Below are 23,121 nucleotides of genomic sequence, written 5' to 3' on the forward strand. Positions count from 1 at the left end.
ACCGGATGGCGAAACTACCGACACGCATCTCCGAGCTGCCGGCCGTCAAGCTCGCCTATCTCGCGAGCCAGCTCCGCGCCAAGAAGGACATCCTGGCCGCGGAGCCGATCGCCGTCGTCGGCATGTCGTGCCGCTTCCCCGGCGGAGGCGAGCTGCCGGAGACCTTCTGGGAGTTCCTCCGCGACGGAGGGGATGCAACCCGCGAGGTGCCACCCGAGCGCTGGAACATCGACGAGATATACGACCCCACGCCGGGAGCGCGCGGGAAGGTGTACACGCGCCGGGGCGCCTTCATCGAGAACGTCGACCTGTTCGAGCCCGCGTTCTTCGGCATCCCTCCGCGCGACGCGAAGGACATGGACCCGCAGCAGCGCATGCTGCTCGAGGAGTGCTGGCGGGCCCTCGAACGCGCGGGCATCCCCCCCGCGGGGCTGACCGGGAGTCGCACCGGCATCTTCGTGGGGATGATGCACAACGACTACAACGTGCTCGGCATCACCGCGGGCGTGGAGATGTACTCCGCGTCCCTCAACTATCCCTCCATGGCCGCCGGGCGCATCGCCCACACGCTGGGCCTCCAGGGGCCCGCGCTCACCGTGGACACCGCGTGCTCGTCCTCCGCGGTCGCCATCCATCTGGCGTGCCAGAGCCTGCGCAACGACGAGAGTGATTTGGCCCTCGCGGGAGGCGTCAGCCTGAGCCTGTCGCCCCTCACCATGATGTTCGAGTGCCAGAACCGCATGCTGGCGGTCGACGGTCGCTGCAAGACCTTCGACGCGTCCGCGGATGGCTTCTCGCGCGGTGAAGGGTGCGGCGTCGTCGTGCTCAAGCGCCTGTCGGACGCGCTGGCCCAGGGCAACCTCATCCACGGCGTCATCCGGGGCTCGGCGCTCAACCACGACGGTCGCAGCAGCGGCTTGATGGTGCCGAACGGGCGCGCGCAGGAGCGCGTCATCCGCATGGCGCTGGAGGGCTGTGGCGTGGAGCCCGAGCAGGTCGGCTACGTCGAGGCCCACGGCACGGGGACCTCGCTCGGCGACCCCATCGAGATGGAGGCGCTCCGTTCGGTCTTCGGACGCAAGCCCACGCGAAGCACGCCGCTGTTCGTGGGCTCCGTGAAGACGAACATCGGCCACCTGGAGGCCGCCGCCGGAGTCGCGGGGCTCATCAAGGTGCTCCTGGCCCTGCAGAACGAGGCCATCCCCGCGCACCTCCACTTCTCGCGGCCGAACCCGAGCATCCGCTGGGATGACCTGCCGGTGGTCATCCCCACCGCGCTTCGGCCCTGGCCGCGAGGAGAGCAGCGGCGGCTGGCGGGGCTCAGCAGCTTTGGCTTCAGCGGCACCAATGTGCACCTCGTGGTGGAAGAGGCCCCAGTCCTTCCCCGGCCCCCGGTGGAGCGGGAGCGCCCCATCCATCTGCTGACCCTGTCGGCCAGGACCGAGGCGGCCCTCGAGGCGCTGGTGGAGGTGCATGAGTCCACGCTGGCGGCCGACGGCGTGGTGCTCGGGGACTGGTGCTACACGGCCAACGTCGGCCGGTCCCACTTCGAGCATCGCGCGGCCATCACGGGCGCCACCGCGGACGAGCTCCGGACGGGCCTGTCGCGGCTGCGCGCCGCAAAGCCGCGTCCCCAGCGCGAGCCGAGACGGGGGACGGAGAGCCCGAAGCCGGTCTTCCTGTTCACGGGACAGGGGGCGCTCCGTCCCGGCGTGGGCCGCGAGCTCGCCGAGACCTGGCCCGTGTTCCGCGCGGCGGTGCGGCGGTGTTCGAGCGCCCTCCTGGGGCTGCTCGAGCCCCGGCTCGAGGACATCCTGCATGGCGGGCAGTCCTCCTCTCTGCTCGCGGACACGCGCTACGCCCAGCCCGCGCTCGTGGCGTTCGAATACGCGCTCTCGGAGCTGTGGGCCTCCTGGGGCATCGTCCCAGGCGCCGTGGTCGGGCACAGCCTGGGGGAGTACGCGGCGGCCGTGGTCGCCGGGGTCCTCTCCATCGAGGACGCGCTGAAGCTGGTCGTCGAGCGCTCCCGGCTCATCCATGAGGCCCCGGGCGAGGGCGCGATGCTGGCCGTCAGCGCCTCCCTGGAGTCCCTGACCCAGGTGCTTGCTCCGGTCTCCCACCTCATCTCCCTCGCGGCGATCAACGGCCCCGAGGACCTGGTCATCTCCGGGGACAGCGCGGCGCTCGCCGAGGTCGCCGGGGAGCTCGCGCGGAAGGGCTTCGCGTGCAAGCCGCTGCCCGTCGCCCACGCCTTCCACTCGCCGCTCATGGAGCCGGTGGTGGCGCCCTTCGAGGCGTGCTTCGACGGGGTGACGCTCTCGGTGCCGCGAATCCCCTTCGTCTCCGCGCTGGAGGGCAGGCTCGTCGCGGAGGAGCTGGCCCGGCCCGCGTACTGGGGCCGTCATCTGCGCGAGCCCGTTTCTTTCTCCGCGGCGCTGGAGGTCCTGCGCGAGCAGAAGCACCGGACGTTCCTGGAGGTGGGCCCCGCGCCGGTCCTCGCGAGCATCGGTCTGCGCGGCTTCCCGGACGCGGAGGAGCTGTGCTGGCTTCCGAGCCTGCGTCCCTCGTCCGGAGAGACGGCGCAGCTGCTCTCCACCCTGAGCGCGCTCTACGTGCGCGGCTTCGAGGCGGACTGGACCGCGTTCGATGCCCCCTTCGAACGGCGGCCCGCCACGCTCCCGACGTACCCCTTCCGCCGCGAGCGCTATTGGATTGACTCCCTGGCGGGCGGCTCCATGGGCTCCCTCGCGGAGCGGGGGGCTGCTCGCGACAAGGTCCATCCGCTCGCGGGCGTACCGTTGTCCCTGGCGGGGACGAAGGAGCTGCGCTTCGCGGCGCGCCTGAGCGCCCGTGAGCCCTCGTTCCTCGCCGAGCACCGCGTCTTCGGAGCGCCGGTGTTGCCGGCCGCCTGCTACGTCGAGATGGCGCTGGGGGCCGCGCACTTCGCGGCGCGGTCGGAGCAGTCGTTCGACCTGCTCTCGTTCGAGCTGGAGCGCCCGCTGGTGTTCGGCGAGGGCGAGGGCCGCGACGTCCAGACGGTGCTGACGCCGGAAGAGGGGCGCACGCACTTCGAGATCTACGGCCAGGGGGCGACGGGCTCCGAGCGGGACTGGGCTCGCCTCGCCCACGGGCACCTCGTGGAGCACCGTGAGTCCGCGCGACCGGTCGAGCTGGAAGCCGGGCTGTTCGCGTGCTTCTCCCCGCCGCGGCCGGCCGAGCCGCTCTACGCGCTGATGGCGAGCCATGGCATCGAGTACGGCCCGTCGTTCCGGGCCATCGACGCGCTGAGGTTCGGGACGAATGCCTGTCTCGCCCACGTCCGGCTGCCCGACAGTCAGGTCGTCGGGATGGGCGAGTACCGGCTGCATCCCCTCATCCTCGATGCCTGCTTCCAGACGGTCGCGGCCCTGTTCATGGAGGAGGCGAAGGAGGCGCGGGGCCACCGGCAACGGATGCCGGTCGCCATCCAGCGGCTGCGCTGGTTCAAGAAGCCCGGAAGCAGCGCCTGGGTGCATGCGCGCCACGACGGCCGCTCCTCCGCCTCCGACGAGCTGCTGAGCATCGACCTGCGCATCCTCGGGGAAGGAGGAGAGGTCATCGCCGAGGTCGAGGGACTGCTGCTGAAGCGGATCGACCCGCGCGCGCTCATGACCTCGTTCTCCGACTCCGCGCGGGAGCTGCTCTTCGAGCTGGCGTGGCGCGAGCAGGAAGCTCCCCGGGCGTGGACCCCGCTTCCCCCCCAGCCCGGTCGCTGGCTGCTGCTCGCGGACTCGGGCGGCGTCGCCGAAGGGTTGAAGGAGCAGGTCCAGCGCCACGGTGGGACGTGTGAGGTCGTGACGCCGGGCCCGGGCTACGAGCGCTCCGGCTCGGGCCACGCCCGCCTCGACCCGAACGACCCGGAGGGCTTCGCCAGGCTCCTCCAGGAGCTGTCAGCGGAGGGCGCCGCGCCGACGACGGTCGTCTGTCTCTGGGGGCTCGACGAGCCAAGGGCCGAAGCGCTCTCACCGGAGTCGCTGGCGGGTGCCACCACGCGAAGCGCGACAGGCGTGCTCCACCTCGTCCAGGCCATGGCCCGTGCAACCGGGGCCCAGGGGCCCGCGCTGTGGTTGGTGACCCGAGGCGCCGTCGCGGCCACGCCGGGGGACGCCGTGGAGGGCCTCGCGCAGTCGACGCTCTGGGGCCTCGGTCGCGCCGCCGCCATCGAGCACCCGGAGCTGGGTTGTCGGCTGGTGGACCTGGACGACGGAGAGGACGCGGCCTCGCGGCTGTTCGAGCGGATGGCCCGTGCGCCGGGAGAGAACATGCTGGCCCTGCGAGGCTCCCGGCTCCTCGGGGCTCGGCTGGTGCGGCCCGGCGCGCCGTCGAGCAGCGCCAGTCCGATGGGCATCCACGCCGATGGCGCGTATCTCATCACGGGGGGGCTGGGCGCCCTCGGGCTCGCCACCGCCGAGTGGCTGGTGGAGGCCGGGGCCCGCCATCTGGTCCTGGTCGGCCGCGGAGCGTCGGGAGCGGTGGCGAAGCTCCGGCTCGACGCGCTGGGCGAGCGTGGCTGCGAGGTCACGGTGGCGCGCGCCGACGTCTCGCGCCCGGACGACGTGCGGCGGGTCGTGGAGGAGCTCTCCGCGAGAGGCCCGCGGCTGCGGGGCATCTTCCACACGGCGGGCGTGCTGGAGGACGGCGTGTTCCTGCGGCAGGACCGGGAGCGTCTCGCGCGGGTGCTCGCGCCCAAGGTGCTGGGCGCGTGGAACCTGCACCAGGCCACGGCCGGGCTCCCGCTCGACCTCTTCGTCATGTACTCGTCCGCGGCGTCGCTCGTCGGTGTCGCCGGGCAGGCCAACTACGTGGCCGCCAACACCTTCCTCGACGCGCTGGCGCACCACCGCCGCGCGAAGGGGCTGCCCGCGCTCAGCGTCAACTGGGGGCGGTGGGCTGGCGGAGGAATGGCCGAGAAGGCGCGGGGCCCGGGGCGCGCGTCGACAGCGGACGCCTCCAGCCTTCCGCCCCAGCGGGCGCTGCGGATTCTGGAGGAGCTGCTGGGCCGCGACGTCGCGCAGATGGGCGTGGTGCCCGTCAACCTCTCCTCATTGGAGGCCACGCCCTCGCCGGGACATGGCCCCCTGTTCTCCGAGCTGGCGATGCGGGAGCAGGCCCGCTCCGCCGGCACGGCGCGGATGGTGGAGCTGCTGGAGGAGTTCAAGCGCTCGGACGGCACGCGTCGGCGCGGGCTCCTGATGCACTACTTCCAGGGCCGGCTGGCACCCCTGCTGGGGTTCACCCCGGAGCACGAGGTGCTCCAGAAGAAGATCTCCCTGAACGAGATGGGCCTCGACTCGCTGCGCGCCGTCGAGCTGAAGAACCGCATGGGCCGTGAGCTGGGCGTGGACCTGCCCATGGCCCGCTTCATCGATGGAACCGGTGTCGCCGGAATCGTGGAGGCGCTGCACGAGCAGCTCGAGCTCAGTGAGCTGCTCGCGCGCGTCCCTGTTCCCGCCGCCCAGTCCGAGGTCGAGGAGCTGACGCTATGAAAATGGGAGAGCTGCTCGCCGAGCTGAATCGGCGGGGCCTCGAGGTCTGGGCGGAAGGGGAGCACCTGAAGCTCCGAGGCCCGAAGGGGGCCGCGGGCGAGGAGCTCCGCAAGGTGCTCGCCGAGCACAAGCACGAGCTGCTGGCGCTGCTGCGAGAGCGCCACCGGGTGGACGAGGAGCGCCCCATCACCCCCGTTGCACGCACGGGGCCGGCCCCGCTGTCCTACGGGCAGCAGCGGCTGTGGTTCCTCGACCGCCTCGAGCCCGGCGGCGTCGCCTACAACCTGGTCATGCCCCTGCGCGTCGAGGGGCACCTCGACGCGGTGCTCCTGGAGCGCTGCTTCCTCGAAATCCTCCGGCGCCACGAAATCCTCCGCACGCGCTACGCCGAGCAGGAGGGCGTCCCGGTCCAGATCGTCGACCCCGAGCCACGGCTCGAGTTCGTGGTGATGGACGAGACGGAGGTGTTCGCCTACGAGCCCGGAGGCCCGGAGGGGTTCCTCCGCCGCGAGGGGGAGCGGCCCTTCGACCTGTCCGAGGGACCGCTGACCCGCGTCCTCGTCATCGACCGGGGGACGAGGGGCCAGTACATCCAGGTCTGCCTGCATCACATCTCGGCGGACGTCTGGGCACGGGGAATCCTCATCCGCGAGCTGCTGACGCTCTACGCGGCCTTCGCCCAGGGGCAGCCCTCGCCGCTGCCGCCGCTGCCGCTCCAGTACTCCGACTTCGCCATCTGGCAGCGGAGTCATCTGCGGGGCGAGGTTCGCCGCGACCTGGTGGACGCCTGGAAGCGGCGACTGGCCGGGATGCCTCCGCTGCTGGAGCTCCCCACGGACCGGCCGCGTCCCCGGGTGCAGAGCCACGCAGGAGGTGAGGTCCACTTCGAGCTGGGGCCCCCGCTCACCGAGGCCCTGAAGGCCCTGAGCCATGCGGCCAACGCCACGCCCTTCATGGGCATGCTGGGCGCCTTCTTCGTCCTGCTGCACCGGCTCACCGGACGGGAGGACCTGGTGCTCGGCGCCAACTCAATCAACCGGACCCGCACCGAGCTGGAGCCCCTGGTGGGCTTCTTCGTCGACAACCTGGTGATGCGGGTGGACCTGGGAGGCCGCCCGGGCTTCTCCACCGTGGTGGAGCGCGTCCGGGAGGTGGTGCTCGATGCCTTCGCGCATCAGGACCTGCCCTTCGACCTGCTCGTCGAGGAGCTGAAGCCCGCGAGAAACCCCGGCTACAACCCGCTGTTCCAGACCGTGTTCTCCTGGACGCGGGCGCCAGGCGGGAGTCCGGAAGCGAGCGGGATGAAGATTCTGCCGCTCGAGTTCGAGACCACCACCTCCCGCTTCGACCTCAACCTCTTCGTGGAGGACCACGGAGACCGGCTCACGGTGCGGTTCGTGTTCAACCGGGGCCTCTTCGACCGGAGCACCCTCCAGCACTACTCGGACTGCTTCCAGCTGCTTCTCCAGGGGCTCCTCACCGAGCCCCAGCGGCCGGTGGCCGAGCTCCCCTTGCTTCCGGCGGCCGACCGCGAGCGCATCCTCCGGCAGTGGAACGACACGCGCGCGGAGGGGGCCAGCGGGCCGTGTCTGCACGAGCTGTTCGAGGCCCGCGCGGCGCGGACCCCGGACGCCTGCGCCCTCATTGTCGGGGACTGGGAGCTGACCTACGGCGAGCTGGACCAGCGCAGTGACCGGCTCGCGGTGGCGCTGCAAGCGATGGGGGTGGGACCCGAGACGCGGGTCGGCGTCTGCATGGAGCGCTCGCCCGGATTGGTCGTGAGCCTGCTGGCGGTGCTCAAGGCGGGCGGCGTGTTCCTCGCGCTCGACCCGGACGAACCTCCCGCGCGACTGCGGCGCATCGTCGGCGATGCCCGTCCTCGGGTGCTGCTCACCTCGGGTGCGCAACCGGAGCTGGAGGCCGCCGCGACGGTCCTCCACGTGGACGCGTCGGCGGAGCACTTCCCGGGTGCCATCGGGGAGCGCCTGCGCCGGGACGTCACGCCCGACCACCTCGCCTACGTCCTCTACACCTCCGGTTCGACGGGCCAGCCGAAGGGCACGGAGGTGACGCACCGGAGCATCGTCAACTACCTGAAGTGGAGCGTGGAGGCGTACCGGCTCGACGAGGGCACGGGGAGCCCGGTGCTCGGGTCCATCAGCTTCGACGGCACGCTGACGAGCCTCTTCGCCCCGCTCATCTCGGGACGCGCCCTGTTCCTGCTCCCACCGGGCCAGGAGCTGGACCTGCTGTCCTCCAGGGACTACCCCGAGCAGGGCTTCAGCTTCATCAAGCTGACGCCCTCCCACCTGCGGGCGTTCGACGGCCTGGGGCGACTGCGCGAGGTGCTCGAGCGGACCCACGCGGTCGTGCTCGGTGGCGAGGGCCTTCACGGCGGAGACCTGGAGACGTGGCGCGCTCAAGGCCTCGCCGCGCGCGTCATCAACGAATACGGCCCGACCGAGGCCGCCGTGGCGTGCTGCTTCCACGAGGTGCCTTCGGGCGGAGGCCCGCTCCCCGAGCGCATCCCCATCGGCAAACCCATCGCCAACACCGAGCTGTATGTCCTGGACCGGAACGGACAGCCGGTGCCCGTCGGCGTGTCGGGTGAGCTGCACATCGGCGGCGCGGGGTTGGCCCGGGGCTACCTGGGGCGTCCGGACCTGACGGCCGAGCGCTTCGTCCCCAACCCCTTCGCGGGGGAGCCCTCTGGCCCGGGGGGGACGCGGCTCTATCGCACGGGAGACCTGGTCCGGTACCTCCCGGACGGCACCCTCGAGTTCCTGGGGCGGCTGGACGACCAGCTCAAGATTCGTGGCCACCGCGTCGAGTCAGGAGAGGTGGAGGCTGCCCTCGCGCGACACCCGCGGGTCATCCACGCCGCCGTGGTGTTGCAGCGCGTTCCCGGCCAGGAGCCACGCCTCGTCGCCTACGTCCAGCCCGCGGAGCCACGACTCCCCGCTGACGGGGAGGGCCTGGAGGCCGCGGTGCGCAAGTCCCTCCAGGAGCAGCTCCCCGAGTACATGCGGCCGTCGGTCTTCCTCATCCTCGACGCGCTGCCGCTCACGTCCAGCGGCAAGGTCGACCGCAAGGCCCTTCCCCCACCGCCCACGGGGAGGCGGGAGAGCGGGCTGGCGAGGCGCGACGCGGGGGCGCTGACCGACACGGAGCGCAAGCTCCAGGGCCTCTACGGCGAGCTGCTGGGGCTCGACGCCGTGGCTCCCGGCGACAGCTTCTTCGACCTGGGAGGGCACTCGCTCCTGGCCATCACCCTCATCTCGCGCATCCGAAGCGTCCTGGACGTGGAGGTCCCCCTCAACGAAATCTTCGAGCGGCCCTCCGTGGAGGGCCTGGCTCGGTGGGTCGACGCGCAGGTCGGGGTGGTGGCCCCGCGACTGCCCGACGGCGTGGTGGCGCTGAAGCCGCGAGGACGCAACCCGCCGCTGTTCATCGCCCCGCCCTCCGCGGGCAATCCGGCCGTCTATGTCTCCCTCACCCGTCACCTGAGCCCCGAGCAGCCCGTCTTCGGCTTCCAGATGCCGGGCCTGATGGACGACAGCGCCCCCAGGGCCACCGTCGAGGAGACGGCGGCGCACTACGTGGACGTGATGCGGCGGGTCCAGCCCCAGGGGCCCTATCGCATCGCGGGGTGGTCCTTCGGGGGCATCGTCGTGTGCGAGATGGCGCGCCAGCTCGAAGCCCGGGGCGAGCAGGTCGCGCTGCTCGGCCTGATTGATGGCGCCTCGTTAGACCGCAAGGCCGCGCAGGACAGCCAGGACCTTCGGCAGGCGGTCTCCACGGGCTCGCAGCTCGTGAAGGTGCTGGTGGAGACCCCGCTCCCGCGCGACTACGAGAACTTCAGGCTCGTGGGCGAGTGGATGGGAATCAGCCTGCCCGAGACTCCCAGGGACCTCTGGCGCAAGGACTCGGGCGGGCGGCGCACCTACCTGAAGAGGTTCCTGAAGGACGTGGCGCGAACGGCCCGCAACATGCTGGTCACCCTGCGGGCGGAGCGCTCCTACACCTTCACCGCGTATGGCGGCCGCGCCACCCTCTTCAGGGCCGAGCCTCCGAGCGAAGGAAGGGATTCGCTCGTCGACAGCGTGCGCAGGTTCGCTCCCAATGGAGTGCAAGTCATCACGGTCCCCGGCAATCACATGACACTCATCATGGATGAGAAGAACGCCGCGGTGCTGGCTTCACGGCTCCAGCAGTGTCTGGACGCGGTTGCATCGGGTGTGTCGATTCAAGAAGCCCCTCGGGCGCTGTTGCCCGCGAGCGGGTGGAACGCGCAGTTCTCGAAGGAGGTCGCGTGATGCCGCATCGAATCCTGTCAATGGATGGTTCCTCCATCTCCGGTGGAGAGGGCTATGTCACCACTGGGATGCTGGGAGCGCTTCGGCAGACGCTCGACTCAGGAGGTGACCGACGAACCCTGCTCAATCAGGTGGACCTCTTCGTGGGCACCTCCGCGGGCTCCTTCAACGCGGCCTTCTTCGCCAGCGAGGCGGACCCGGACAGCGCCTTCGACAAGAGCCTCCAGTTCTGGGGCGAGGCCGTCGCCATGAACAGGAAGGGCGTGTCCGTCGGACGCTCCCTGAGGGCGCTGACGGGCACCAGCTCGTTGCTCGACTCCAACTACATGCGCGACTTCCTGGGCGGCTACTTCGGGATGACGACGCGGCTGGGGGACCTCAAGCGCAAGGTCGTGATTCCGAGCTTCCAGCTCGACGGGCAGCGCAAGGGCGTGCGGACCTGGAAGTCGAAGATCTTCCACAACACGGGCCCGGACAATGACCCTGACCTGAACGAGCTGCTCGTCGACGTCCTGATGCGCAGCGGGTCTCCTCCGCTCTCCTATCCCATCTATCAGGGGCTCAAGAAGCAGGGCAGCGGCTACGTGGATGGCGGGCTCTACGCCAACAATCCCTCGCTCGTGGGGTTGGCCCAGGCCATCAACAACATGTCCCGTCCGAGCAAGCACGAGCAGGTGGACACGCTGGCGACCGAGCCGCCCAGCCTGGACTCCATCCTGGTGCTGTCATCGGGCAATGGCATCATGTCCACCTATCTCGCGCCCACCTTCTGTGAGGGAGAGGCCAACTGGGGCTTCGCCCCGTGGCTCCTGGACACCCGCGACCCGATGGTGCTGGTGAAGATGTTGCTGGAGGCGGGCTCGGACGCGGTGAACTACCAGTGCCGCATGATTCTCCGGAAGAAGTACTTCCGGCTGAATCCCGTCGTGGAGCAGCGGATCTCCGCCTACGACCAGAAGCAGGTGGGGACGGCGCTCGTCGAGATGCTGAGCCAGCAGTCCACCATGGACCAGCTCCAGCGAACGCGGCACTGGCTCGAGAAGTCCGGCTGGCTGGGGGACTCGCGGCAGGGCGCGCCGCCCTCACAGGTCGGGACCTGATGTGCGTGGGAGACCGAGTGTGGCCAGCCAACGGCGAGGTGAGCTGAGATGACCCGAATCCTCCTTGTCTCGGGAAGCGGCGGCGTGGGCAAGACGACGGTGGCGGCGGCGACGGGCCTGGCGGCCTCGCGTCGGGGCCTGCGCACGCTGGTCCTCTCCTTCGACTCTTCCCGAGACCTGAGCGGTGCCTTTGGCCTGGAGGTGCCGGTGCTCCCGGGGGCCAGTGGCCTGCCCGTTCGCCTCAATGACCACCTGCACCTCCAGGAGCTCGATGTCCCGTCGGAGCTTCGGCGCCGCTGGAGCGAGGGCCGCGGCGAGGTGGCCGCGCTGCTGGGCGGTGGGCTGGAGGACGTGGCGGCGGAGGAGGTGGCGCTCACCCCGGGGCTGGATGCGCTGCTGGCGCTCCTCCTGCTCGGCGAGTACACCCGCGCGCGGACGTACGAGCTCATCATCATCGATGCTCCCAGCACGGGGGACGCGCTGCGCTTCGTCGGCGGCGCGGATTGCGTGAGCTGGTACGCGCGCAGAGCGAGGGCGCCGGAGCAGAGCGCTCGGCGGGCGAGGCCCTCGCGCACGGACCCCGATGTGCTCCACGGGGCGAGTGACAGGCTGATGGACGTGGGCGCGCTGCTGCGCGACCCCACGGTGACGACCCTGCGGCTGGTGACCACCCATGACCGGAGGGCCGAACAGGCCACCCGGCGGGCCTGCACGGCGTTCGGTCTGCAAGGCATTGCCTTGGATGGCATCGTCCTCAATCGCCTGGTGCCGGCGGGAACGGCCGAGTCCCCGGACGCGGCGCTCGCCCGGCACCCCGCGGTCGAGAACCTCCAGCGCCTCGTCGGCTCCATCCCCGTGACAGGGATTGCGCTCCAAGGAGGAGAGGTGGTCGGAGAAGGGACGCTTGAGACCTTCTCGGCGCTGCTCTACCGAGGCGAGGACCCGGCGCGGCTCATGGTCATCCATCCCGCCCTCGGGGTTGGAAAGGATGCCGTGGATGTGTACAGGCTGGAGGTCAAGCTGCCCTTCGTGAGCAAGGAAGAGGTCACGCTCTCCCGGCGCGAGGCGGAGCTCGTCATCCAGGTAGGTGCCTTCCGACGCAATGTCCTGCTCCCTAGGATGATTGCGCGGCTCGCCACCGTCGGGGCGAGCATGGATGGCGACAAACTTGTCGTTGAGTTCAAGAAAGAGAGGGTTTGAATATGGCCTGGCAGAAAAAGAGTTTGCCGAAGGGCTTCTTCCGGTTCGAGACCCAGCCCGAGGAAGGGGCCAAGGTCGCCGAGGTCGTCGACGCCGTGGTTCCAGGAGGGCGAGGCTTCGTCCAGCAGCTCTTCCGCGCGAAGAGAGATTTGCTGCAGGGCTTCTCCCATCTGCTCCAGGCGCAGATTCACGAGCTGGAGCACATCGACTCGGCCATCCAGACGGGGGCGCCGCTCAGCCCGCGCATGATGACCATCAAGCAGTTGATGGATGAGGCCAGCGCGAAGCTCCGCGCGTCCAAGGGCGCACCGCCCCACGAACCCCCGGCGTCTGACAAGGCCAGCGCCCCGGGCAATCCCACACATGGCGCCGCGGGCAGCGGCAGGGCCACGGAAGGCGGTCCGGACAGCCGCTCCGGCTCCACGGGCCCGGAGAAGATCATCCTCACCTAGTCCGGGTCATCCGCGTTGTGCATCCACGGTTTTCCTCGCCACGACGGTGGGCGCTGTCCCGCCGCGGGCGAGGTGTCGTCGAGGAGGCGGTCGCATGGAACAAGAGGGACAGGGACGTAGCCTCGCGGAGCGACTCGCCGCGCTTTCGCCCGAGCGGCGGGCGCTGCTGGAGCTGGCGCTGAAGGGGCAGGGGCCGCGAGCTCCGGCCCCTCGTGCGCCGGGCCCTCGTCCTTCGCTGGGCGCGGTGCTCCAGGAGGGGACGGAGGACTTCGCGACGCTGGCGCTGCTGCCGGAGGTCGCTCCGTCGTTCTCCTGGTTGTTGGCGGCGCGGGGCTCGCGGACGGATGAGCAGGCCCGACTCCTGGAGGACGCGCACCGCGACCTGCGCGGGGCGCTGTTCAGGGCCGTGGACCTCACCGCCTGTGAGCGCGTCCTCGGCTTCGGTGGCGGTGACGGGCGGGAGTGGGTGGCGCTGGCCCGGCGGCCCGGGACGTTTCAAGTCATCGGCCATGCGTCCTCGCCGCAGGAGGCGGAGGCTGCCCGCGAGCGCGTGCGCGCCCGCTCGCTGGAAGGGCGCATCCAGGTCGTGACGGGCGGGCTGGATTCCGAGGGACTGGAGGCGGGCTTCGATGTCGCCTTCGGAGTGGAAGCCCTCCGCCATCCGGAGGAGCGCGCCTCCCTCTTCGCGGCCCTGGGGAAGAAGGTCCGCGAGGGTGGACGGCTGGTCCTCGGGGACGTGTTCCTGAAGACGGGCCTGTCGCCGCCGCACGTCGAGCGGCTGTCGCTGCCCCTCCTGGAGGAGCTGGTCACCTGGCTCACCACGAATGGCTTCCTCATCGTGGACTGCGTGGATGCGGCCAATGAGGCGGGCAACTTCCTCCACGAGCCCGCGATGGACGCGCGTCTGTCGCAGCTCGGTTGGGGCAACGAGGATGCACGCGCGGAGGCGGCCCGGGCGTACGACGTGATGGGAGGGCTGCTCCGGGGAGGCGCGGCGGCGTATCTGCTGCTGACCGCGGAGAAGCGGAGCGAGCTGGAGCCACGGCAGGTGGAGGCGCTGAACCGCGAGCGGTTGATGACGGCTCCTCGCTATGCCGACCTCCCGCACACGTGGCTGTATGCGCCGAGGTGGAGGCCCGTCGCGAGCCGTCCACTGTTGGAGGAGGCCACTTCGCCGCCCGGGCACTGTCTTGTCTTCACCGACAGGAGTGGACTGGGCGGAGCGCTCTCGCGGAGCGTGGGCGATGCGGGGGGCCGCTGCACCTTCGTCCACCGGGGCGAGGTGTTCCGACAGAACGAAGACGGCAGCTACGAGGTGCCCCTCCGGAACCCGGAGGCCTTCCTCCGGCTGACGGAGGCGCTGTCCGCCGCTGGGCCCGCGCCTTCCCACGTCGTCTACCTGTGGGGCCTCGATGTGCCGGGGCCCGAGGGACTGACCGTCTCTCAACTCCAGGACGAGACGCTCGATGCGTGTGGCGGCATCCTGTACCTCACCCAGGCGTTGCTCAAGGCGGGCGCGAGCCATCCGGCTTCGCCTTCGCTCTGGATTGTCACCCGGGGAGCCCAGCGCGCGGAGGACGCGGGAGGCCTGCCTGGCCTGCTGGGTGCTCCGCTCTGGGGCGTGGGGAAGGCGATTGCCTATGAGCACCCGGAGCTCGACTGCCGCAGGGTCGACCTGGATCCCCAGCGCGGACTGGAAGAGGGGGCCCAGGCGCTGTGGACGGAGCTGCGCTCGCGCGACGACGAGGATCAGGTCCTGCTGCGCGAAGGGCGCCGCCACGTGCTGCGGCTGGCGCGGCACCGACAGTGGGACTGGGAGGGCGCGGGGTGCCTCCAGTTCCGCGCGGACGCCACCTATCTGGTGACAGGGGGCCTGGGCGGGTTGGGCCTCCAGGTGGCGCGGTGGATGGTCGACCGGGGGGCGCGCAACCTGGTGCTCCTCGGGCGCAAGCGCGCCAGCGACGTGTCCGCGGAGGAGGTGCGGGAGATGCGCGGCCGGGGCGCTGCCATCATCTCGCTCGCGGGCGTGTCGGTGGACTCGGACCTCGACTTCGTGATGGCGGGCATCTCCAAGAGCATGCCGCCGCTCCGAGGCATCATCCACGCCGCGACCGAGGTGGACGATGGCATCCTCGTGCACCAGACGCGGGAGCGCCTGGGCCGGGTGTTCGCGGCGAAGGTCTCCGGCGCCTGGAACCTGCACCGGTGGCTCGCGGGCACACCGCTGGACTTCTTCCTCTCGTTGTCCTCCTCCACGTCGTTGATGGGTGCTTCGGGCCAGGGCAACCACCTGGCGGCCACGGCCTTCCTGGACGGACTCGCCGAGTATCGGCGGTCCCTGGGCCTGCCCGGGCAGAGCTCCAGTTGGGGCGCCTGGGCACAGCCCGGTGACGCGGCCGCGGCGGCGCTGGACGCGCGCATGCGCAAGCGGGGCGTGGGCATGGTGCCGACGCAACAGGCGTTCGCCATCTTGGAGCAGGTGTTCGGGCCGGTGCCGGCGGTGGTGGGGGTGATGCCCATCCACTGGCCCACCTTCCTCGGCGGCCTCCCAGGTGATGGACCGCCGCCGCTGTTCGCGGACTTCGGTGGGGATGTCGGCTCGGGCCGCGCGGGCGCCGAACTTCGTCGCGAGCTGCTGCGGCGCGTTCGCGGAGGTTCCGCGGAGGACGGGCGGAGCGCGGTGCTCGAGTGGTTCAGCGAGCGGGTGGCGAAGGTCCTGGAGCTGGGCGCCACCCAGCTCCCGGAGCCGGAGCAGACGTTGCACGAGCTCGGGCTCGATTCCCTGATGGGCGTGGAGCTCAAGAAGCTGCTGCACGCGGAGCTGCGGGTCGAGTTTCCCCTCCAGGAGTTGCTGGGGGGCAAGAGCATTGGCGAGCTGTCGGGTTCTCTCTACGAAGCCCTGCGTTGAGTCTTGCAAAGGAGTGGAATGTGTCTGGTGATTCCGTTCAGGTCCGCTTCGTCGTTGCTCCCTTCCTCCCCGAACACCAGCCCGCGCTAGGGGTGAGCACGCTGATAGGCGTGCTGCGCGGTAGCGGCATCCAGGCGGACGTCAGCTACCTCAACGTCCAGTTCATGCGACAGATTGGCTGGGAGCTCTACTACTACCTCTCCTATGCCACGCCTCCGGAGATCCTCGCGGGGGAGATGGCCTTCCTGCCGGCCTCTCCCGACCTGCTGCTGGGGGAGATGGTCTTCGCTCCGGCGCTGTGGGGAGACGCGGCCTCGAACTGGGAGGAGTATGCGGACCTCCTGACGCCGCTGCTGGAGGTGAAGCAGCACACGGAGGGCGCCACCTCGGGCGGTGCCCGGCGTGAGCAGGCGTTGCACTGGGGCCGCGCCCGCGAGCTGATTCGCGCGCTGCGTGAGGACAGTCCGCGCATCATCAGGCAGTGGGCCCAGGAGATCCTCAAGGACAAGCCGCGCGTCATCGGCTTCACCTCGACCTTCCAGCAGAGCGTCGCCTCGCTCGCGCTGGCGAAGGAGCTGCGCCGGCTGCTCCCTCGCGAGGAGCTGACGCTCATCATGGGGGGCGCCAACTGCGAGGCCGACATGGGCAAGGCGCTCGCGGACAACTTCCCCTTCATGGACCACGTCGTGTCCGGAGAGGGCGAAGGCGTCATCGTCGACCTGGTCAAGAACGTACTGGAGCGTCGGGGTGGGCGTCCCCAGCCCCGGTACGTGGCCGCGCCGCAGATTGAAAACATGGACTCGCTGCCGATGCCGGACTTCGACCACTACTTCGAGGCCATCAAGGACATGCCGATGGCCAAGCGCGCCAACCTGACGGCGGAGTCGTCTCGGGGCTGCTGGTGGGGGGCCAAGTCGCACTGCACCTTCTGCGGCCTCAACGGCTCCGGCATGGCGTACCGGAGCAAGGACCCGGGTCGCTTCGTCAAGGAGCTGCGCACGCTGGCGGGGCGCTACGGCTTCAACTTCTTCATGATGGCCGACAACATCCTGGACCTGAAATACATCAAGTCGGTGTTCCCCGCGCTCATCGAGCAGGGCGATGAAATCACGATGTTCTATGAGACGAAGAGCAACCTCCGGAAGGATCAGCTCGAGCTCATGGTCGCCGGAGGCGTCACTGAATTGCAGCCCGGCATCGAGAGCCTGAGCACGCCCATCCTGGAGCTGATGGACAAGGGCACCACGCGCCTGCAGAACATCCAGCTCATCAAGTGGTGCGAGGAGTTCGACATCAACGTCAACTGGAACATCCTCTTCGGGTTCCCGGGCGAGAAGCCCCAGGAGTACGAGGAGATGGCCCGGCTGATTCCGTCCCTGGTCCATCTGCCTCCGCCCGGAGGCTGCGGACGCATCCGCATGGACCGGTTCGCGCCGTATTGGAAGACCCCCGAGAAATACAACCTGAAGAACGTCCGCCAGAAGTGGGCGTATGACTATGTCTACGCCGCGCTGCCCGCCGAGGAGCGCCGTCGCATCGCCTACTACTTCGACTATGACCTGGAGGGCGACATCGACCCGATGGTCTACCTCCAGGACACGCTGAAGCGGACCGAGGAGTGGCGCGACGGGTTCAGCCGGGGCGTGACGCTGGAGCTGAAGACCGTCCACGGCGTGTCCCACGTGCTGGACACGCGAGGCGGGACGTCGCGGGAGACAGAGATCTCGTCGGATGGCATCCGGTTGTTGAAGGCCCTGGACTCCATCCAGAGCCCTCGGGCCGCGCTCGCGAAGGTGAACGAGGGGCGTGAAGGGGGCCCGCTGGCGGAGGCGGACCTCGAGGCGATGCTCGCGCGGTTCATGGAGTGGGGATGGGTCATCCACGAGGGCGCTCGACACCTGAGCCTCGTGCTCGACCGGACGGAGCGCCAGCGCATCATCGACCTGAAGATGGCCGCGCAGCTCGGCAAGCTCGACTGGGCCCGTCTCGGTGCCACGCCCGCCGTGAGCCCGGGCCCCACGCAGGTCGTCGCCTCCTCCCACTAGGCCCCAGAGCGATGTCCAACGACTCGACGTCCTCCCCACCGGAGGAGATGACGCCCCTGCAGCGGGCGGCCCTGGCCATCAAGACCCTCCGGGCGAGGGTGGATGGCCTGGAGCAGGCGCGCTCGGAGCCCATCGCCATCATCGGCATGGGGTGCCGCTTCCCCGGGGGGGCGGACACCCCGGGGCGGTATTGGGAGCTGCTGCGCGCGGGAGTCGACGCCGTGGGGCCGGTGCCCGCGGACCGCTGGGACGCGGGGGCCTACTACGCCGAGGACCCCGAGGCCGCGTGGAAGATGAGCGTCCGCGAGGGTGGCTTCCTCTCGCAGCCCATCGCCGCGTTCGACTGCGAGTTCTTCGGACTGTCGCCCCGCGAGGCGAGCTACGTGGACCCCCAGCAGCGCCTGATGCTGGAGGTCGCCTGGGAGTCCCTGGAGGACGCTGGGATTGCTCCGGGCTCGCTGGCCGGAAGTGACACGGGGGTGTACGTCGGCTTCCTCAGCAGCGACTACGGGCGCGTCCCCTTCAACGCGCTGCCGACCCGGGACCTCCCCTACATGGGGACCGGGAACGAGCTGAGCTTCTCGGCGGGACGCGTCTCGTATGTGCTGGGATTGCAAGGCCCGTCCATGGTCGTCGCGACGGCGTGCTCCTCCGCGCTCGTCTCGGCCCACCTCGCCTGTCAGGCCTTGCGCCAGGGCGAGTGCTCGCTGGCGCTCGCCGGAGGTGTGAACCTCATCCTCCATCCGGACAACAACATCGTCCTGTCCAAGATGCGGGCGCTGGCGCCGGATGGGCGCTCGAAGACCTTCGATGCGTCCGCCAACGGGTACGGGCGCGGCGAGGGGTGCGGCGTCCTGGTGCTCAAGCGGCTCTCGGACGCGCTGCGGGACAAGGACAGAATCCAAGCCGTCATCCGGGGCTCGGCGGTGAACCATGACGGGCCCAGCGGTGGCCTCACGGTGCCCCACGGCCCCGCGCAGGAGAAGCTCTTGCGCAAGGCGCTGAAGTCCGCCGGCCTCTCGCCCTCCGACGTGCGCTACGTGGAGGCGCATGGGACGGGGACGCCGCTGGGAGACCCTATCGAGCTGCGGGCGCTCGACGCGGTGCTCGGCGCGGGGCGAGGCGCGGAGGAGCTGCTCCTCGTCGGCTCGGTGAAGACGAACCTGGGCCACCTGGAGTCCGCCGCCGGCGCCGCGGGCCTCATCAAGGTCGCCCTGTCGCTGCGCCATGGAGAGATTCCGCCGCATCTGCACTTGCGTCATCCCAACCCGGCCATCGACTGGGAGCAGCTCCGGCTCCGGATTCCCACGCAACTGACGGCGTGGCCCGCGGGGCCCCGGGTCGCCGGCACCAGCGGGTTCGGGCTCAGCGGCGTCAATGCCCATGTCCTCGTCGAGCAAGCGCCGCCCGAGCGCCCCAGGGCATCGGAGGCCTCCCCAAGGCCTGTCCACCTCCTGGCGTTGTCGGCCCGGAGTCCGGAGGCGCTGGGTGCGCTCGCGCTGCGCTACGAGGAGGCCCTCGGTGGAGCCGAGCTGGCCGCCCAGCCCGTGGAGGACATCTGCTTCACCGCGAACACCGGGCGCACCCACTTCCAGCACCGCCTCGCCGTCCTCGGGGACTCGCGGGAGGGTCTGCGCGAGCAGCTCCGGACCTTCCTCGCGGGAGGTGACGCGCCGCCGGTGCCGCGGGTCGGGGGCGCGCCGCGCATCGCCTTCCTGTTCACGGGGCAGGGCTCGCAGTGGCTCGGGATGGGCGAGGAGCTCTTCCGGACCGAGCCGGTCTTCCGTCAGACGCTGCTGCGCTGTGACGAGGTGCTGGCGCCCCTGATGGGTCAGTCGCTCCTCGAGATGCTCTATCCGTCCGAGCGCGACGACCTCGCCCGCTCGCGACTGGATGAGACGGGCCGCACGCAGCCGGCGCTGTTCGCGCTCGAGTATGCGCTGGCACGGGTGTGGATGGCGTGGGGCATCGTCCCGGACTTCGTGATGGGGCACTCGGTGGGTGAGCTGGTGGCGGCGTGTGTGGCCGGCGTCTTCACGTTGGAGGAGGGACTCCAGCTCGTCGCCGCGCGCGCCCGGCTGATGCAGTCGCTTCCCCCCGGGGGCGCGATGGCCACCGTGTCAGCGGACCCGGCGATGGTGGAGGCGTTGCTGCCCCAGTACGGAGGACAGCTCTCCATCGCGGCGCTCAATGGTCCGCGCAGCGTCGTCATCTCGGGCCGCGAGGGCGCGGTGAGTGACTGCCTTGGCGAGCTGAGCAAGCAGGGCAAGCGCGGCTCGCCGCTGCGCGTGTCCCACGCCTTCCACTCGGCCCTGATGGACCCCATCCTCGACGCGTTCTCGCGCGCGGTGGCCAGGGTCCGGCTCCAGCCACCGGCCATCCCGCTCATCTCCAACGTGAGCGGCCAGGAGGCCGGTCCGGAGCTGCTGAATCCCCGGTACTGGGTGGAGCAGCTTCGCGGGCCCGTGAGGTTCGCTCGGAGCATGGAGACGCTGAGCCGGGCGGGCGTCCAGGCCTACCTGGAAGTGGGCCCCCGGCCGACCCTCGCGGCGATGGGACAGGCGTGTGTCGCGGGGGAGGGGACGCTCTGGTTGACGAGCCTGCGGCCGGAGCGCTCGGACTGGCGGCAGATGCTGGAGGGGCTCGCTTCCCTCTACGGGGCTGGCGCGACGGTGAAGTGGCACGGGCTGGACGAGGGGCGGGAGCGGCGCAAGGTCGCGCTGCCGGGATACCCCTTCCAACGGAAGAGGCACTGGATGGAGCTGGCTGGCACGGGTTGGGATCGTCAGGGCGTGCGTGCCCGGAGCGCCGCGGGCGTCCACCCGCTCCTGGGGAGTCGACAGGCCTCGCCGGCCCGGGTGCAACAGTTCGAGTCCTCACTGGGGCCCTCGACGCCGGCCTTCCTCCGGGACCATGTCGTCTACGGACAGCTCGTCGTGCCGGGAGCGGCCTACGTGGAGATGGGGCTCGCCGCGGGCCTGGCGCTCTTCGGAGCGGCGGGAGGTGTCGTCGAAGAGCTCGGCTTCTCCCAGGCCCTCTTCCTCCCCGAGGAAGGCGAGCGCCGCGTGCACCTGCTGTACACGCCCGAGGGGGACCGCGCGGGGAGGTTCGAGATCTTCAGCCAGGAGGCGCCTGGCGGCGAAGCCGAGCCGTCATGGACCCTGCATGCCCACGGCAAGCTCTCCGCGGCGGCGCCGGAGTCAGGTGGACGTGTCGACCTCCAGAAGCTCCGGACAGCGCTCGATACCGAAGTGGCCGTGGACACCTACTACGAGAAGCTGGGCCGGGCTGGCCTCGCCTATGGCCCCAGCTTCCGCGCGATTCGCGGGCTGTGGCGCGGTGGGAGCGAGGTCCTGGGACAGCTCGCGCTGTCCGGGGCGGCCCTGGCGGACGCGGAGCGCTACGCCCTCGCTCCCGCGCTCCTGGATGCCTGCTTCCAGATGGTGGGTGCCGTCCTGGAGGAAGAGGGGGACGCCGCCTGGCTCCCTGTCGGAGTTGGAAGGGTCCAGGTGCGGGTGGCGGGTGTCCGTGAGGTCTGGGCACACGCGCGGATGACGCGCGGCGAGGACTCGAAGGGGCCCGGCTACACGTGTGACCTCGAGCTGTTCACCGCGGACGGCGAGCTGGTGGCGGTCGTGGAGCGGCTGCGGCTCCAGCGGGTCGGCCGCGAGGGCTTTCTGGGAGCAAGGAGCAGGCGCTTGCAGAACTGGCTCTATGAGCTGGAGTGGCGGGACGGTCCGACGGTGGCGTCGTCCAAGTCCACGGCGGAGGGGCTTCCTCACGTCGCGGAGGTCGTGCCCCGCTGCCTCATCCTCACGGATGGGACGGGGGTGGGGCGTCGCCTCGCGGAGCGCCTCCTGGGGCGTGGCTGGCGCGTGGTGACGGTGGAGGCGGACGCGAGAGGACGGGGCCTCGACCGTGAGCGCGCCGAAGCGCTCCTCGCGATGCGCGAAGCCGCAGCGCCGGTGCACGTCATCGACCTCTGGAGCCTGGAAGGCGCGGGCGCGGGGCTCGATGTGCCCGGGATGGCCCTGGCGCACGGCACGCGGGTGCTGGAGCTGGTCCAGGCCCTCGTGCGAGCCCCGAAGGGGACGACGACGTCGCTCTGGTTGGTGACGCGCGGGGCGCAGGCGGCCGTTGAAGGAGAGCCTGTCTCCGGGCCGGCTGGGTCGGTCCTGTGGGGGCTCGGCAAGGCGATTGCTCGCGAGCATCCGGAGCTTCAGTGCCGCCGCGTGGACCTGGACGCGGGTGCTCCCGAGCACGAGGTGGAGCAGCTCCACGACGAGCTCCTCGGAGGGAGCGACGAGGAAGAGGTGGCCCTGCGAGGCAGGAGCCGCCGCGTGCCCCGACTGGTGCGCGGCCGTCGACTGAGGTTGTCGAGCGGCGAGCCCGAAGCCGCGCTGCGCCCGGATGCGAGCTACCTCGTCACGGGCGGGCTGGGTGGGTTGGGGCTCGCCGTGGCGGAGCGGCTGGTGGAGCGCGGGGCGCGACATCTCGTCCTGCTTGGACGCCGGGCCCCGGGCGCGGAGCTTCGCGCGCGGCTGGCGGTGCTGACGGAGCGGGGCGTGGAGGTCCAGACGCTCTCCTGCGACGTGTCAGTGGCCTCCGAGCTGGAGCGCGCCCTGGGGGGACTCGAAGGACGGCAGCCGCCCATCCGTGGCGTGGTGCATGCCGCGGGCGTCATCGACGACGGGCTGCTGATGCAGATGACGCGCGCGCGGTTCGCCAGCGTGTTCGCCGCCAAGGTCTCCGGCGGGTGGAACCTGCACCGCATGTTCCAGGGGACCTCGCTCGACTTCTTCGTCCTCTTCTCCTCGGCGGCGTCGATGATTGGCTCCGCCGGTCAGGCGAGCTACGTGGCCGCCAATGCGTTCCTGGACTCGCTGGCGCACCTCCGTCGTGCGGTGGGGCTGCCGGGCCTGAGCCTCGCCTGGGGCGCCTGGTCCGAGGTGGGCGCCGCCGCGGAGGAGCAACTCCAGCGGCGCATGGAGCAACTGGGCTTCGGCGTGATTCCTCCCGCGGATGGGTTGCTCATCTTCGAGCAGGCGCTGGGACTGGGGGGACAGCTTGGAGTCCTGCCGGTGGACTGGGCCGTGCTCGGGAGACGGGGCCGCTCTTCGTTGTACGAGGACTTCATCGCGCGGGCGAGCCCGGCCGCGAGCGAAGACCTCCGGGCGAAGCTGGCGCGCTTTCCTCCCGCCGAGCGCCGCGCCGAACTGCGCGCGCACGTGGGGGGCCTGGTGAACGGCGTGCTGGGACGGCCGCTGACGGAGGCGTTGGACCCGGGCCAGGGCTTCTTCGACCTGGGCATGGACTCACTGATGTCCGTGGAGCTGCGCAACGTCCTCCAGCGAAGCCTGGGCGTCTCGCTGCCCGCGACGGTTGCCTTCGACAACCCCACCGTCCACGCGCTCGTGGACCATCTGGCGGAGGAGGTGCTGGGCCTTCGGGAGGAAGCCGCTCCCGCCAGAGAGGTCGTCGAGGACCAGGACCTGGAAGCGCTCCTGTCGGATGTGGATGACCTGGCCGATGGCGACGTCCAGGACCTGCTGCGCCGTCGCCGCTGAGCCTGGCT

General features: G+C 70.6%; 8 protein-coding genes. All 8 read left to right on the forward strand.

Annotated elements, in window-relative coordinates:
• Positions 1–5 precede the first annotated feature (5 nt).
• The 8 genes from ACN469_RS39050 (at position 6) to ACN469_RS39085 (ending at position 23,113) form a co-directional block, all read left to right on the forward strand.
• Positions 6–5,525 carry a type I polyketide synthase gene (locus ACN469_RS39050; protein WP_498776695.1) on the forward strand — a complete coding sequence of 1,840 codons (5,520 nt, stop codon included), beginning with the start codon at positions 6–8 and terminating at the stop codon, positions 5,523–5,525.
• Entirely contained in the window at positions 5,522–9,841 is a 4,320-nt protein-coding gene (locus ACN469_RS39055) for an amino acid adenylation domain-containing protein (protein WP_498776697.1), read from the forward strand. The genes ACN469_RS39050 and ACN469_RS39055 overlap by 4 nt, the downstream gene beginning before the upstream one ends.
• Complete coding sequence (locus ACN469_RS39060; protein ID WP_498776699.1) at positions 9,841–10,941, forward strand: patatin-like phospholipase family protein; 1,101 nt, start codon at positions 9,841–9,843, stop codon at positions 10,939–10,941. Before ACN469_RS39055 ends, ACN469_RS39060 begins: the two co-directional genes overlap by 1 nt.
• A 48-nt stretch (positions 10,942–10,989) precedes the next feature.
• Complete coding sequence (locus ACN469_RS39065; protein WP_498776701.1) at positions 10,990–12,141, forward strand: ArsA family ATPase; 1,152 nt, start codon at positions 10,990–10,992, stop codon at positions 12,139–12,141.
• Positions 12,142–12,143: 2 nt separating this feature from the next.
• Entirely contained in the window at positions 12,144–12,593 is a 450-nt protein-coding gene (locus ACN469_RS39070; RefSeq protein ID WP_498776703.1) for a hypothetical protein, read from the forward strand.
• A 94-nt stretch (positions 12,594–12,687) separates the two neighbouring features.
• On the forward strand, positions 12,688–15,501 hold the full coding sequence (locus ACN469_RS39075) for a KR domain-containing protein (RefSeq protein WP_498776705.1): 2,814 nt from the start codon (positions 12,688–12,690) through the stop codon (positions 15,499–15,501).
• Positions 15,502–15,521: 20 nt separating this feature from the next.
• Entirely contained in the window at positions 15,522–17,546 is a 2,025-nt protein-coding gene (locus ACN469_RS39080; protein ID WP_498776707.1) for a RiPP maturation radical SAM C-methyltransferase, read from the forward strand.
• A gap of 11 nt (positions 17,547–17,557) precedes the next feature.
• The gene (locus ACN469_RS39085) at positions 17,558–23,113 is read left to right on the forward strand and encodes a type I polyketide synthase (protein ID WP_498776709.1); all 5,556 of its coding nucleotides are present in this window, start codon (positions 17,558–17,560) and stop codon (positions 23,111–23,113) included.
• The last annotated feature ends 8 nt before the right edge of the window (positions 23,114–23,121 follow it).

The sequence above is a fragment of the Corallococcus terminator genome, assembly GCF_049194865.1.
Lineage (GTDB): Bacteria > Myxococcota > Myxococcia > Myxococcales > Myxococcaceae > Myxococcus > Myxococcus terminator_A.